General features: G+C 35.8%; 12 protein-coding genes and 1 tRNA gene. 9 read left to right on the forward strand and 4 right to left on the reverse strand.

Going from position 1 to position 15,269, the window contains the following annotated elements:
- Window positions 1–121 precede the first annotated feature (121 nt).
- Complete coding sequence (locus tag PHR76_RS12385) at window positions 122–253, forward strand: hypothetical protein (RefSeq protein WP_300063214.1); 132 nt, start codon at window positions 122–124, stop codon at window positions 251–253.
- Between the two features lie 143 nt (window positions 254–396).
- Here PHR76_RS12385 and PHR76_RS12390 read toward each other — a convergent pair.
- A tRNA-Leu gene (locus PHR76_RS12390) sits at window positions 397–476 on the reverse strand.
- A gap of 376 nt (window positions 477–852) precedes the next feature.
- On the opposite strand from PHR76_RS12390, the gene PHR76_RS12395 reads away from it, so the two are divergent.
- The 4 genes from PHR76_RS12395 to PHR76_RS12410 all read left to right on the forward strand — a co-directional run bounded on the left by PHR76_RS12395 (window position 853) and on the right by PHR76_RS12410 (window position 4,004).
- Window positions 853–1,794 (forward strand): ribose-phosphate pyrophosphokinase, encoded by a 942-nt coding sequence (locus PHR76_RS12395; RefSeq protein WP_300063217.1) that lies wholly within the window; start codon window positions 853–855, stop codon window positions 1,792–1,794.
- 69 nt (window positions 1,795–1,863) lie between these two features.
- A complete protein-coding gene (locus PHR76_RS12400; protein ID WP_300063220.1) occupies window positions 1,864–2,472 on the forward strand; it encodes a 50S ribosomal protein L25/general stress protein Ctc in 609 nt (202 codons plus the stop codon).
- Window positions 2,473–2,828: 356 nt separating this feature from the next.
- Window positions 2,829–3,452 (forward strand): aminoacyl-tRNA hydrolase, encoded by a 624-nt coding sequence (pth, locus tag PHR76_RS12405; protein ID WP_300063223.1) that lies wholly within the window; start codon window positions 2,829–2,831, stop codon window positions 3,450–3,452.
- Between the two features lie 39 nt (window positions 3,453–3,491).
- A complete protein-coding gene (locus tag PHR76_RS12410) occupies window positions 3,492–4,004 on the forward strand; it encodes a hypothetical protein (protein WP_300063226.1) in 513 nt (170 codons plus the stop codon).
- Between the two features lie 62 nt (window positions 4,005–4,066).
- On the opposite strand, the gene PHR76_RS12415 is transcribed toward PHR76_RS12410, so the two are convergent.
- Window positions 4,067–7,327, reverse strand: coding sequence for a reprolysin-like metallopeptidase (locus tag PHR76_RS12415; RefSeq protein WP_300063228.1), 3,261 nt, complete (start codon window positions 7,325–7,327; stop codon window positions 4,067–4,069).
- 258 nt (window positions 7,328–7,585) lie between these two features.
- Between PHR76_RS12415 and PHR76_RS12420 the strand changes: the two genes are divergently transcribed.
- The 4 genes from PHR76_RS12420 (at window position 7,586) to bioB (ending at window position 13,145) form a co-directional block, all read left to right on the forward strand.
- Window positions 7,586–9,613 carry a M43 family zinc metalloprotease gene (locus PHR76_RS12420; protein WP_300063231.1) on the forward strand — a complete coding sequence of 676 codons (2,028 nt, stop codon included), beginning with the start codon at window positions 7,586–7,588 and terminating at the stop codon, window positions 9,611–9,613.
- Between the two features lie 93 nt (window positions 9,614–9,706).
- The gene (locus PHR76_RS12425) at window positions 9,707–10,636 is read left to right on the forward strand and encodes a bifunctional riboflavin kinase/FAD synthetase (RefSeq protein ID WP_300063234.1); all 930 of its coding nucleotides are present in this window, start codon (window positions 9,707–9,709) and stop codon (window positions 10,634–10,636) included.
- Window positions 10,636–11,967 carry an HTTM domain-containing protein gene (locus PHR76_RS12430; protein WP_300063237.1) on the forward strand — a complete coding sequence of 444 codons (1,332 nt, stop codon included), beginning with the start codon at window positions 10,636–10,638 and terminating at the stop codon, window positions 11,965–11,967. Before PHR76_RS12425 ends, PHR76_RS12430 begins: the two co-directional genes overlap by 1 nt.
- A 92-nt stretch (window positions 11,968–12,059) precedes the next feature.
- Window positions 12,060–13,145, forward strand: coding sequence for a biotin synthase BioB (gene bioB, locus PHR76_RS12435; RefSeq protein WP_300063240.1), 1,086 nt, complete (start codon window positions 12,060–12,062; stop codon window positions 13,143–13,145).
- 51 nt (window positions 13,146–13,196) lie between these two features.
- On the opposite strand, the gene PHR76_RS12440 is transcribed toward bioB, so the two are convergent.
- Window positions 13,197–14,813 (reverse strand): T9SS type A sorting domain-containing protein, encoded by a 1,617-nt coding sequence (locus PHR76_RS12440; protein WP_300063243.1) that lies wholly within the window; start codon window positions 14,811–14,813, stop codon window positions 13,197–13,199.
- Window positions 14,814–14,967: 154 nt separating this feature from the next.
- Window positions 14,968–15,269: T9SS type A sorting domain-containing protein (locus PHR76_RS12445; protein ID WP_300063246.1), on the reverse strand; the 302-nt coding region annotated here is incomplete at its 5' end.

Below are 15,269 nucleotides of genomic sequence, written 5' to 3' on the forward strand. Positions count from 1 at the left end.
TCCTTCTTCCAAAATCTATTTTTTTATCAAATATAATAAAAATTGGATTTGTTTTAGTGCTGCGAAGTCAGAGACATTCGCAGAGCTCAGTGCTACTTTTTAGAGGAAGACTTCGGGGAGCTTGGGGTTGACGCAACCTCCTTTCAACGACCTAGATGATAACGGTATTATTGGTGTTTTTGATGAAGAAGAAAAACTAATTAAAGTAATTCAATTAGTAGAGGAAATTAATTTTAATGCAGGATTAGGTTAATTTAAGTAAGTAATATAAAAACTTCTTTATAAAACACATGTTTCTTTCTTATAAAAAAGTTATTTTTTCGGCAAAAAATCGGCAAAAAAACAAATAAAAAACCTCTAATATGCTGATTGTCAACATTATAGAGGTTTTTAAAGTACCCGGAGTGGGAATCGAACCCACACACCTAAGTACACGAGTTTGAGTCGTGCGCGTCTACCAATTCCGCCATCCGGGCGTTTTAGATTTTTTAGTTTTTGACTAATTTTTCTAAAAAAATTAATTAAAAGCTATGCCATCCGGGCAAAAAAAGATGACTTTAAAAAATTAATTTAATAGTTAACCATCTGTCAAGTTAGATTTTTTAGTTTTTGACTAATTTTTCTAAAAAAATTAATTAAATGCTATGCCATCCGGGCAAAAAAATGAAATAAGTTAACCTAAATTCATTTTTACAAAAAGAATGTTTCAATTTGTGGATGCAAATGTAAATATTTTTTTGTCACATTTTCAAGAAAATTGTGTAAAAATTGCTTTCCAAGTTGATTTTTATTTCTAAATTTGCACCTCGTTTAAAACACGACACACAACTAACTACTAAACAACAAATTAAAATGTCACATCAAGAACCGGAAGCAAAAATATTTGCTTGTTCCCAAAGTGTCCACTTAGCCGAACTAATAGCCAAAAACTATGGTGTTCCGCTCGGTAAAGTTACGTTCTCAAAATTTAGTGATGGTGAATTTCAGCCTTCTTATGAAGAATCGATTAGAGGTTTACGCGTTTTTATTGTTTGTTCTACTTTTCCGAGTTCAGACAATTTAATGGAGCTTTTATTGATGATTGATGCTGCTAAAAGAGCGTCAGCCAGACATATTACTCCCGTAATTCCTTACTTTGGTTATGCTAGACAAGACCGAAAAGACAAACCTAGAGTTCCAATTGGAGCAAAACTAGTCGCCAAATTATTGGAAACAGCTGGAGCCACTCGAATTATGACCATGGATTTACATGCCGATCAAATTCAAGGATTTTTTGAAAAACCAGTAGACCATTTATTTGCTTCTACTATTTTTCTGCCGTATTTAAAAAGTTTACAGTTGGACAATTTAACCATTGCTTCTCCTGATATGGGCGGCTCTAAAAGAGCGTATGCCTATTCTAAATTTCTAGAATCGGATGTGGTGATTTGTTATAAACAACGAAAAGCAGCCAATGTAATTGGAACAATGGAACTCATCGGAGAGGTAAAAGGCAGAAATGTGGTTTTGGTAGATGACATGGTCGACACCGGTGGAACCCTGGCCAAAGCAGCCGATTTGATGATTGAAAAAGGAGCTTTGAGCGTTAGAGCCATTTGCACACACGCCATTTTATCGGGTGATGCCTATGAAAAATTAGAAAAATCGCAATTGAGCGAATTAATCGTAACCGATTCTATTCCACTCAAAAGAGCGTCAAATAAAATAAGAGTCGTGAGTTGTGCACCACTTTTTGCAGAAGTAATGAACATGGTTCAACACAACAGCTCTATCAGCGGAAAGTTTTTAATGTAATGTCATTGCCAGTAACAAAGCAATCTCCTTACTAAACAAGTATTTTTTATTAACTATATATATTTTACAATGAAATCGATTACGATTAAAGGATCAGAAAGAGAAAACGTAGGCAAAAAGGCAACGAAAGCCGTACGTGATGCTGGAATGGTTCCTTGCGTTATTTACGGAGGAAGTCAACCAGTACATTTTGCAGCAGAAGAAAAAGCATTCAAAAACTTGGTGTACACTCCAAACGCACACACTGTTGTAATTGAACTAAGTAACGGAAAAAAAGAAGAGGCTATCTTACAAGATATCCAATTTCACCCCGTATCAGACAAAATTTTACACATTGATTTCTATGCGTTAAAAGACGATAAAGAAATCATGATGGAAATCCCTGTTAAAGTAACAGGAACTTCTCCTGGTGTTTTAGGAGGTGGTGTTTTACGTTTAAACCAAAGAAGATTAAAAGTAAAAGCATTTCCAAAAAATTTACCTGATTTTATCGAGGCTAATATCTCTGAATTACAAATGGGAAACAAATTATATGTTACTAAAATTGTAACCGATAATTACAAACTTCTTCATCCAGACAACACGGTTGTGGCTCAAGTAAGAATTTCTCGTGCTGCAATGAAAGCTGCTCAAGAAGCTGCCAAAGCAGAAAAAGGCGGACCAAAAAAGAAAAAATAATTTATTTCTTTTCTATAACAAAAGCATCGGTTCACGCCGGTGCTTTTTTTTTGAATATTTGCTAACCGTTATGTGATTTCTCCTTCGTCAGGATGACAAGATTGTGGAAGCCGAGACTGAAAACTGCCACTGCGACTGAAAACTGCCAACTTTTTCAAGAACCCAATCCTGCTATTCGTTCCAAGCTTGTTTGCCAAAACTGTTTTTTCTAAGCCGCCCCAAGAGCTTCCGTTGGTCGCTTTGGTTCGTCAAGAAAAAAATAATTTTGTCTGCACAAGGCTTTTCACTGCTATCAGGGGTAGCATGTGCTCCAAATCAAAATCGGCTGTAAAAAGAAACTTTCGTACTTTTGCAACATGATTAACTGGATACAATCACTTTTTCAAACTCAAAAAACCGTCATAGCACCGGATATGAAAAAATTTCTAATCGTCGGCCTCGGAAACATCGGAGCCGAATATAGTAACACGCGACACAACATCGGATTCAAAATAGTTGACCATTTAGCTAAAAAAGAAAATATTACTTTTCAAACAGCCAAGCTGGGCGACATCACCGAGTTTAAAACCAAAGGACGAACGCTACTGCTCCTAAAGCCCAATACCTACATGAATTTGAGCGGAAAAGCAGTTAAATATTGGATGGAAAAAGAAAATATTGAAAAAGAAAACATCCTGATTATTACCGACGATTTAAATTTGAGTTTTGGCACTATTCGAATCAAATCAAAAGGAAGTGACGGTGGACATAACGGACTAAAAAGCATTCAAGCTTTATTAAATACTGCCGAATATCCACGTTTTCGCTTTGGCATCAGCGACGAGTTTAAAAAAGGCAAACAAGTTGATTACGTCTTAGGCGAATGGAATGAAGAAGAAAAAGCAAAATTGACAGAACGACTCGATATAGCGGCAGAAATAATTTATTCCTTTGCGTTGGCAGGTTTAAATAACACGATGAATGAATTTAATGGAAAGTAAATCATGCTCGTTCGCCAAATGAAGCACAAAACAACAACAATGAAAAAATTTATTCTTGTATTTCTCTTAGGATTTTTATGTTCCTGTAAGGCTCAAAAACCCCTTTCCGACACCTCTCCAATACTGAGCAGTGAATGCCCAACTGACGGCACTTGCGAAATAGAAATCCTAAAAAACAAACAACTCTTGCTGCTTTATGACGATTTTGGCGGCATGTATTATGACCTCAAAGATCACGAAGGCACCACTGTAATTCATTATCAGTACAACAAAACAACCCAAGCTAATTTACAAGATGGTCATTATCGTGAAGACCTTATTTTTGAAATTAAAAATTCTGATAAATCCTTAAAATTAAGTGATTTAGCACTTCAAGAAACGAAATTAATTTTTGGCCGGCAATGTTTTTGTAGAGGAGAAACCGGTTATTTTAAAGTCGAAAAAGGATCACTCCTTCTAGAAAACACAAAGGAGGGTCAACAATTGCAAGTAGAATTTACGGTAGGCAAAATTCCACAGCTTATTACGCAAATTAAAGCTAAATTCAACTAAAAAAACCCCAAGATAAAAATCTTGAGGCTTAATTTGAATACGTATAAAAACCGTATTTACTTTTATTCTATGATAATTCTTTGTACAGATTTACGATTTCCATCCACAACACTCATCATATAAACACCTGTTTGTACTGCATTTAAAGATATTGACTCTTCAAGCAAACCATTGTTTTCAAAAGATTGAGCATAAACAAATCGTCCTCTCATGTCCACAACAGTTACCGCAATAGAATTAGACGACGCTGATTTATAACGCAAATTAAATGTTCCTTTATTCGGATTTGGATAAACCATAAAATCGGGAGAAGAATACGTAGAAACAGCCAACGGTTGTTGCGTACTGCATAAATTTAAAGTCCACCCATTAATCGTGCCGCCATCTTGGCTGTAAGAATCCAAGACGCGTAATGTCCAAATTCCTTCGGAAGATTCGCCGTTAAAAGCTGATAATGGCTGAAATGGTTTAACTGTTCCTGAAATAGCTGGGTTAACAGCACAAACAACCGTATTTCCAGCATCATCAAAAGTAGCTTGAATATTTCGCAAGTTCGCACTTGTACATGGATTGGCCACCAACTGCACTTGTGTTCCAGCTGGACTAATTAAAGTCACCGTAATATCATTCACCCATGTATGAGCTATGTTTAAGGTTACATTCACATCGGATAAGGTTGCATTGTCTGTAACGGTTAGAGTAGAATTCACGGTAGTATTTCCAGTTGTTGGAATAGTGATTGGTACATTTGTAGCTACATTCGAAGCACAAACTACTTGCCCGGTTCCAAAAGTAAACGCTGCAGTAAACACACCAGAACAAGCACTGTTTTTAGCGAGAATTCTCCAATAATAATCAGTTGCTTCGGCTAAACCAGTAACGGTATAACTTGGGGTAATCACTGAGGCTGAAGCAATAATTGTATTAAAATCTACATCTGTAGACACTTGAACATCATAAGCGGTAGCATTTGGAATGGCAGACCACGTTAATGTTGGGTTAACAGACTGAGCGGTAGCTAAATTGGTTGGAGTAAGTAAACTAACTCCGTTTAAGTTAGCATCGAATAACTCATAATATAACGGAACTGTTTTAGTTTCTGAACCTGAAATCGCTGTAAAAATTAACGAATAAAAACCGGGTGCAGCATTATCAGTATTGCTAATAGTTACCACCACATTTCCAGTTGAACTTAGGGAAGATGGAGAAATAGTCACGGTTGTACCCACTGGCTCGCCAGAAACGGAGAAATTCGTTACTCCAGCAAACCCTTGAAGAGTTGCATACGGAATAGTATAACTCACTTCTCCACCCGTACAACCTGCTTTGTTTTGTCCACCTGCGACTCCTTCAAAAGCAACTGCAAAAGTTGAACTTGGAGAGCTAATAACAAAATTAGTATTCGAAATGTCATAAAAAACATGATTATGTCCTTTAACCATAATTCGATTGGTGCTACCTAACTGATTTGGAACTGTAACCGTTTCGGAGCCATCATTTGGCACTTGACTAGCTAATAAAAAAGGATAGGTAAATCCGCCATCAGTAGAAAGATAAATATCTACATAATTGGCATTGACACCATTTCCAGTTGTCCCGGCCACATCCCAAGTAACAACTTGATTTGTTCCTGCTTGCCACGTTAAAGAAGTATTTGGAGCTGAAACAACAAAAGGTCCAGCTGTTGCATTTACGGTAATTTGAGTTACATCTGAACTCGTTTGCCCTGCTCCCACAAAATTATCTCTTGTGGTGAGTACAAAATTTAGTGTTCGAGCGACAGAACTTAAAGCTTCTACTACAATTTCAAGTCCTTGCGTAGTCGATTGATTGGCCACTACTCTACTTAAAGGAGGAAAATAACGCACTGGTTCTGCTACTGGATCATAAGAACGCCAGTTTGGCCCTATTGTTTTCGTAGCTGATGCAGCACTATTTGCTCCTGTTTGACCGTTGGTTGCCGTATCATTTTGCTCCCAACAATAGGTCAACGCATCCGCATTGGGATTAGTTGCAGAACCCGTAAGTACAAAAGGAGTTGATTTCGGAATAGTATAATCTGGCCCTGCATCCGTTACCGGAATAGGTTTGCCGTTAGGAATTCTAACTGGGCACGTTTTTCCAACCATATTATCTTGCACTTGTTTAATACTTGCATACACAAAATAATCATCGGAATGTTGTTGTACATCACGACTGGTAATTCCGGCATAACCCATAATTGTTGAAGCACTTCCTGGCTCTACATTAACACCTGTTCCTTCTATATTATGCGAAAAAGTATGGTTAGCTCCAAATTGATGTCCCAATTCATGAGCAACATAATCAATATCAAAATTGTCTCCAGCAGGAATACCGTCTGAAGGAGAAGTAATTCCTCTTCCTTTTTGACCATCAACGCATACACAACCGATGCACCCTGCATTTCCACCACCACCAGACGCACCAAACATATGACCCACGTCATAATTTGCCTCGCCAATAATATTAGTCAGCGTGGTTTGCAATTGATTATTCCAGCTACCCATTCCCGTGTAGGGGTCTGTAGCAGGATTTGTAAAAATAACATTTTCATTGGTTGGGATAATATCCATATGGATACCAAAATCCTTTTCAAAAACACCGTTCACTCGAGTCATTGTGGCATTCATTGCTGCTAAAGCTCCAGCCACAGTGCCTCCAAAATATTGGGTATACTCCCCATTGCATGAAAGAGCTAAGCGAAAAATCAATAATTCACCAGAACTGGATTGAGCTTGTTGTGCTTCTTTATTGAGGTTAAGCACCAAGGCTTGATCTTCGGTAGAACACGTAAAAGGTAATTTCCCTTTTTTACGAGAAGAAGTATAAACCGCATAAATCATCCCATCGCCAGAAAAAGGCTCAAGGAAAACTGTTTTTTGTCCGGCTTTTGAAATCATCACTTGAATGCCGCTTGGGTCTACACTAATTCGAGCGACTGAAGTTTTGTTTTGCTTTCCAATTCCAACATAGGAACGAATGGATGGATAGGAGTCTTGTAATCCTTTTGCAAAATTTGAAGCTTCAAAAACCTCAAACTCTTCTATCGTTCCATCAGCTAGAGGAAGGGTTAAAAACACCCCTTTTTGTGCAGTAAATCGAGTTGGAGCTTGTTCAATTTGAGCAGAAAAGCTTATTCGATTCAATTCAAATAATAAAAAATGATCAGGAAAAGTTTCCCTCAATACATTTTTGTTTTTGGATAGTGTTGCTGTATTAGAAATTAAATTCCAATACGAATCTTGTTGTGCATTTAATTGACTAAAAAAAATCAGTAAAAACACGAATAGTATTTTTTTCATTTGTGGTATATTTATTAAACGTTCAAAAATATAAAAACTATTCAATTTATGTGTTAAAAAGTAATTACTTTAATGAGTACAGTCGAAAAAAATTTAATCAAAAATAAATTTACTACAAATCTTGTCCAATTAAGTCAATTTTATTACTACTTACTTAACAAATGTGCTGTTTTATAGTTAATTATAAATATTTATGTCGAACTTAATTTGATAATTTTAAATTTTTTAATATTTTTGCCTATTAACTATACAAAAACAATGAAAAAAATTACCCTATTTTATGTTTTGATGTTGTCTGTCACTATGTTTGGACAACATACACACAAAACGCCAACTGCATTCGGCAAACCAATCTCGGCAGCAGCAATTTCGCCATCTGGCTATGTTCGTTGCATCAGCAATGAATATGAAGAATATTTAAGAGAACAAGATCCAACAAGACAAACACCAGCTGAATTTGAGGCATGGATTAATCCACTTATTGCTCAATATCAAGCTGGAGGCGCAACGAACTCTCAATCGGGTGGAATTATTACGATTCCTGTTGTAGTGCATGTTATCCATAGTGGCCAACCTGTGGGAACTGCTCCAAATATTACAGATGCTCAAGTAATGTCGCAAATCACTGTGATGAACAACGATTTTAGAAGAAAAGTTGGTACGCCAGGCTACAACACTAACCCCGTTGGAGCAGACACTCAAGTTCAATTTGAATTAGCAAAAGTTGACCCTAACGGAAACCCAACAAACGGTATTAATCGCGTTAATTTATGTCAAACTTCATGGTCTCAAGCTCAAATCAATTCTACTGTAAAGCCTACTACAATTTGGAATCCAAATGATTATATGAACATGTGGAGCGTAAGTTTTAGCGACAATACGTTATTAGGTTATGCACAATTTCCAATTGGTTCAGGATTACAAGGGCTACCTACAACCGGAGGTGCTTTTACAGACGGTGTAGTTGCTATTTATAGTACTTTTGGAAGTATTGATTATAATGACGGAACTTTTATGTTGAATGCTCCATACAACAAAGGAAGAACAATGACTCATGAGGTAGGTCACTTTTTAGGATTACGTCATATTTGGGGCGATGGCGACTGTACTGTTGATGATTTTTGTGCAGACACTCCAAATGCTAATGGTCCACACTTTAACTGTGAAACAGGAATGGACACTTGTCCTGCTAGTCCGGGCATGGATATGGTAGAAAACTACATGGACTATTCAGACGATGCTTGTATGAGCATCTATACGACGAATCAAAAAGATAGAATTACTGCAGTAATGAATAATTCTCCAAGAAGAGCAAGTTTAAAAACATCAATCAAAGATTTACCTATTACATTGTTTGCCAATGATGCTCAGATTTATATTGAGCCAACTTGTCCTGGTTCTTCTGCTTGTCAAACGGTCGTGACTCAAAAAGTAACAATTTACAATAGAGGTACGAGTGTTTTAAATTCTGCTAGCATTCAATATACGATTGGTGGTGGAACGCCACAAATTTACAATTGGACTGGCTCTTTAGCAACTAATAAATTTCAAACATTTGATATGCCTGTTAATGCAACTGAATCAGGTTCAATTAGTGTAAATATTATAAATGCAAACGGCGTGACCGATCAAAGAGCTACAAACAATGAAGCCTTTGGTGATTTTGAAATGCCTGTTATTCCAGCAAGTTATACTACCACTCAAATTAAATTACAATTACAAAGAGACCGTCTAGGTAGTCAAACCACTTGGAACTTGAAAAACGCTGCAGGAGCAGTTTTCGCTCAAGGAGGTCCTTATTCTAACTCTCCTAATTCATTACCATCTATCCTTAATCAAAATATCAACGTACCAAATAACCAATGTTATGTTTTTACTATTTTTGATTCAGCTGGGAATGGAATCTGTTGTGCCAACGGAGAGGGTTTTTATACCTTAAAAACATCTTCAGATGTTGTTATCGTTAATTCAACATTTAGCAGTGGAAGCAGCGAATCTACTTCTATGTATGTTGGGTCTTTAGGAACTGAAGATTTTGATATGCTAACTAAAATTACCCTATATCCAAATCCAACAAAAGATGTTTTAAATATTGGAATCTCTGATAATTTAGAGTTACCATCTGCTTTCATGATTTACAACACCCTTGGTCAAGAAATTATGAAAAGAAATGTTACTTCTACAGATGATTTATCAATTTCAACTTCTAGTTTAAATACTGGAGTATATTTTGTGAAAATTGTGAAAAACAACGAAACAAAAACATTGCAGTTTATTAAAGAATAAACCATTCTTTTTTCTGCTAAAAAAGGGTTTTGAAATTTCAAAACCCTTTTTTTTATTACTTTTGTTTTACAATCATTTTAGCGGCTACTTATTTTGAAAATTTTTTCTTCTATTTACGATTATACCCCTAGACAAAAATCAATCATGACTCTAGGCACTTTTGATGGTGTTCATATTGGTCATAAAAAAATCATCGAAAAACTTATTCAAAACACTAAGTCATGCGATTGCAATAGCCTTGTGTTAACTTTTTTTCCTCATCCCAGAATGATTCTTCAAGACAGTCAGGAAATAAGATTATTAAATACAATCGAAGAACGGATTCAATTATTAGAAGCTTGCGGACTAAATTTACTTGTGGTTCATCCTTTTGATCAAAAATTTTCAAGATTATCCGCAGAAGAGTTTGTCTCCTCCGTGCTCGTTGATTTATTTAATATAAAAAAAATTATAATTGGTTACGACCATCGTTTTGGGAGAAATAGAACAGCCGACATCAATGATTTGATTGAATTTGGCAAGAACTATCATTTTGAGGTTGAACAAATTTCTGCACAAGAAATTGATGCTGTTTCAGTGAGTTCAACCAAAATCAGAAATGCTCTTTTAGATGGAAATATCGAATTAGCTAATACCTATTTAGGTTATGCCTACCTCTTAACTGGCACAATCAACAAAGGAAAAGGAATTGGGCGTACGATTGGTTTTCCAACAGCTAACTTAGCCATTGAAGAAAGCTATAAATTAATTCCGAAAAACGGTGTCTATATCATTCAAAGCTTAATCAATGAAAAGTTGATATTTGGCATGATGAACATCGGTTTCAATCCGACAGTTAATGGTGATTCACAAACTATTGAAATCCATTTCTTTGATTTTACCGATGATTTATACGATAAAAAAATCCAAATTCAAGTTTTAAAGAGAATTCGAGATGAACAAAAATTTGAAAATCTAGACTTGCTCGCCCAACAATTAATTGAAGATAAAAAAGTTGCCGTAGCCTATTTAAAGAATTTATGATGCTACAAAAAGCATATCGCCCAATTGATAACGCTCCTTTAATTCTATTTAGAATTTTATTAGGAGCCTTAATAATGGCGGAAAGCTTTTTTTCAATGTTTACCGGATGGGTAAAAACAAACCTGATTAATCCAACAGTTTCGCTTCCGCATATTGGTTTTGATTTTTTAGTTCCACTACCCGGAATTGGAATGTATGTTTATTATACAATCATGGGAGTTTTTGGACTTGGAATACTTTTAGGGTTTAAATACCGACTAAGTGTTGCGGGTTTTACGTTGATGTGGACAGCGGTTTTTTTAATGCAAAAAGCGTCGTATAACAACCATTATTACTTACTAATTTTGGTTTGTGTCATCATGTATTTTTTGCCAGCAAATCGTTATGCGTCACTCGATGTAAAAAATAATCCAAAATTAAAAAGTTTAAGTATGCCGCAATGGTGTGCTTGGATTATTATTGTGCAAATGACAATCGTTTATTTTTTCGCAACAATTTCGAAGTTTTATCCCGATTGGTTAGATGGCACTTTCACAGGCATTTTATTTAATAGAATGTCCGATTATCCCATTATTGGATTCCTTTTTAAAGAAAAATGGTTTCATTTATTCATTGCCTATGCTGGAATTCTGTTTGATGGATTAATCATTCCCGCTTTATTATGGAAAAGAACCCGAAACCTTGCTTTAATTGCCAGTTTGATTTTTCATTTATTTAATTCGGCAACACTCAAAATTGGAATATTCCCTTATTTTGCTTTGAGCGTTGTGGTTTTTTTCTACCCACCAGAAACAATTCGAGCTCTCTTTTTTAGAAAAAAACCAAGTCTAAAAAACGTTGATATTCCGTATTATAGTTCTTCTAAAGTGCTTATGTATTTTTTTATTCCCTTTTTTATCCTTCAGCTTCTATTACCAATTCGACATTGGTTTATCAAAGGAGATGTTTTATGGACCGAAGAAGGACATCGTTTAAGTTGGCGAATGATGCTTCGTGATAAAAGAGGTATGACAAGCTTTCGAATTGTGGATAAAAAAACCAATCAAGAGCTAGCCTATCCTATAAATGAAAAACTAACTCAAAAACAATTAGGGTTTGTTGCCACCAAACCCGACGGAATGTGGCAAATGGCCCAACACATAAAAAAAGAGTTTGCTCAACAAGGCAAAGAAGTTCAAATTTTCATAGATTCTAAATTGGCAGTTAACGGCAAGCCTTATGAGGTTTTTATTGACCCAACGGTTGACTTCTCAGAAGCTAAATGGGATTATTTTGGACACAACGATTGGATTATTTTATATGATGCGGATGGAAAGCCGCTGTCAAAATAAAAAAAAATGTTGATTAAATTTTAAAATTTAGCAAGTTAACCCCTGAAATCATCGGAAGAAATTAATTACTTTTGAGAATTAAACCTGAATATATGAGCCTGACAAGACACAATTGGACAAAAGAAGAAATCATTGCCATTTATAACAAACCTTTAATGGATTTGCTTTATGAGGCAGCAACCATCCATCGGCAACAACACGACCCTAATGTCGTACAAGTCTCTACTTTATTATCCATAAAAACGGGAGGCTGTCCAGAAGATTGTGGTTATTGTCCACAAGCTGCTCGTTATCATACCAACATTGAAGGAAATGATTTAATGTCTGTTTCACAAGTAAAAGCCCAAGCTCTTCGAGCCAAATCAACGGGTTCATCTCGCGTTTGTATGGGAGCTGCTTGGCGAAATGTAAAAGACGGGGCTGAATTTGATCAAGTATTGGAAATGGTGAGAACCATCAATAAATTAGAGATGGAAGTGTGTTGCACCCTTGGGATGTTAACAGAAAATCAGGCTCAACGTTTAGCCGAAGCGGGTTTATATGCCTATAATCACAACTTAGATACCTCAGAAGATTATTATAAAGAAGTTATTTCTACTCGTGGTTTTGAAGACCGTTTAAAAACCATCGACAATGTTCGAAAAACAAATGTAACGGTTTGTAGTGGTGGAATTATTGGAATGGGAGAAAGTATAGAAGACCGTGCAGGTATGCTCGTTGCTTTGGCTACTTTAAATCCACAACCAGAATCCGTTCCAATCAATGCATTGGTAGCGGTAGAAGGAACACCTTTAGAAGAACAACATCCCATAGAAATTTGGGAAATGATTCGTATGGTGGCCACTACCCGTATCGTAATGCCTGAAACGCAAGTTCGGCTTTCAGCTGGAAGAATGGATATGACACGTGAAGGACAAGCCTTGTGCTTTTTTGCTGGTGCGAATTCGATTTTTGCTGGCGATAAACTATTAACAACACCAAATCCAGATGTAAATGAAGACATGAAGATGTTTGAACTATTAGGTCTACAAGCACAAAAACCATTCATTAAAATCATGCAGCCTAAGACTGTAGAAGCAGAAGATTCTCAATTTCAAGCCTTGGGAGAAAAACCAAAATGGTCAAGACCAGGTCATACCATTGAACGAAATCTAGAAGCCTCTGGAAAAGGCAAATAAAAATAATGATTGCTAAAAACCTCTGTACTGGAGGTTTTTTTAGTTTAAGAATTATTGTTTTACTACACGAACCGTTTTTATTTGGTCATTTTGAATCAACACCAAATTATAAATTCCAGGAGCATATAGTTCACCTAATGAAAGTTTAGAAAGTTGATTTGGTTGCATTTGATGGGTAGCCAATAAACGCCCTGTCATATCGTAAATTACAAGTTTTATTGGATTTGAACTCTCCGAAATCAAGTCAATTGAAAAAGTAGTAAAAAATGGATTTGGATATGCCCTTGCTTTTTCGAAACTAACATTTTTATCAGTTACAACAAGAGCGTTTTTAAGTAATGGCAGTTGTGCACTTCCAGGTGCTTTTATATTACAATCTTTACCAGAATAAAAGTAGTTATAAATCATAACTTCAACCATAACTGAATATTCTCTTCCTGCTGTTAAAGGTGATAAAGCATCAAAATTACTTAATCTAAAATACCTGTCTGTTGTTGTGCGGGTTTGGAGATAACCGAAATCATCTGCTAAGGTAAATCGATAAAGCGTAGCCCCTCCAGTTCGGGAAGCAAAAACTAGTTGATTCATTGACCCTGCAATTATCCCATCTTCCGACTCACAACCCTCTATGGAAACTATTGGTGCATGGGGCGTAAAAACAGAACAAGGCTCTCCAAAAGTAGATGACCACATCAAACCATTTGAGGTTGGAGCTTGTGCTTTAATTCGCACACGATATTCCGAAGCATATTTAATTGATATGCCACTTAATAACAACAAATTAAAAGATGCATTAGGAATTATTAAAGTAGTTGTTTCTACTGGAATTCCTTCCTCAATTAGAGAAACTTCATACGCATAATTAGTTGCAACTGGCACCACATTGGCTCTAATGATATTATTCATTTGCTCTAACGAAGAACCACAAGAAGTGAATGCTAATTGAGTTGGAGGAACTGCAGGAGTTATGATTGTACATGCTGGCCCATATTCACCAGTCCATTCTTGATTTAAACGCAGTTGAACTTCAACGGAATAAGGTGTATTATATTTGGCAAAATCAGCAAATGTAATTTGAAAAATATAATTTTCTCTTTCAATTATTCGAATTTCATTCGTTAATAAATTAGTAATTCTAAACCGATATCGAAATGCAAAAACTCCAATAGGCAAACTCTGTGAGTAATGATTTGCACGTAATATTTGATCGATGCTACTTAGATTTACACCACAGTTTTCGGGTAAAAGCTGTGTGGTAATAATTGGACATCCTTGTGTTAAATAACCATCACAGTCTTGATCAATTCCATCAAAACAAATCTCTATTGCTCCTGGATAAATCGTGTTATTGGTGTCATCACAATCACCACCAATCAATACATAACCATTTGGAGGCACTTCTGCTTCTACAGAAACCTCTTCATTGCCATAACCATCGTTATCGGCATCTTGAAAATAAATGTTGGTATTTAAAACAGCTCTACTTGAGTTTTTTCTTATGGAATCTAAGAGAAAATGTGTAGAGAACTGTTTATGGCTTGAATTCAAATCAAAAGTTATTTCCTTTGTATTACTTTCACTAGGCTTAAATAGAGAAAATAAACTTATCGTATTGGAATACAAACTACTAACAAATATAATTAAAAAAAACAACGTATATTTTTTCATAATTTGAGAAACTAAAAACAGATAGTCAAAATTAATTTTAATCTACTTAAGAACCCATTTAAATCGTTGTGTTTCCTTAAAAATCGTTTAAATCCATAAAAAAACCTCCGATTGCTCGGAGGTTTCTTGTTTTAATTGCGATAGTTCGCTTTTCTTATTGTTTCACCACTCGAATGGTTTGGGTATTTTCACCTTGATTTACTAGTACATTGTAAACTCCTGATGGATAACGCTCGCCAATAGTTTGGCTTGATAATCCGTCTACTTTGATTTCTCTAGTTTCTAACAATCTTCCGGTCATGTCATAAATAGCGAGACTTACTGGAGTCGTATTGTTGGTTTTTAAATCAAGTGCAAAACTGTTGTTGAATGGGTTTGGATAAGCCACTGCTTTGAATTCGCCCATTAACATATCTGTTCCAACTGTAGTTCTAGTAATTGGTGTGATTGGTCTTC

The sequence above is a fragment of the Flavobacterium sp. genome (assembly GCF_028689845.1).
Lineage (GTDB): Bacteria > Bacteroidota > Bacteroidia > Flavobacteriales > Flavobacteriaceae > Flavobacterium.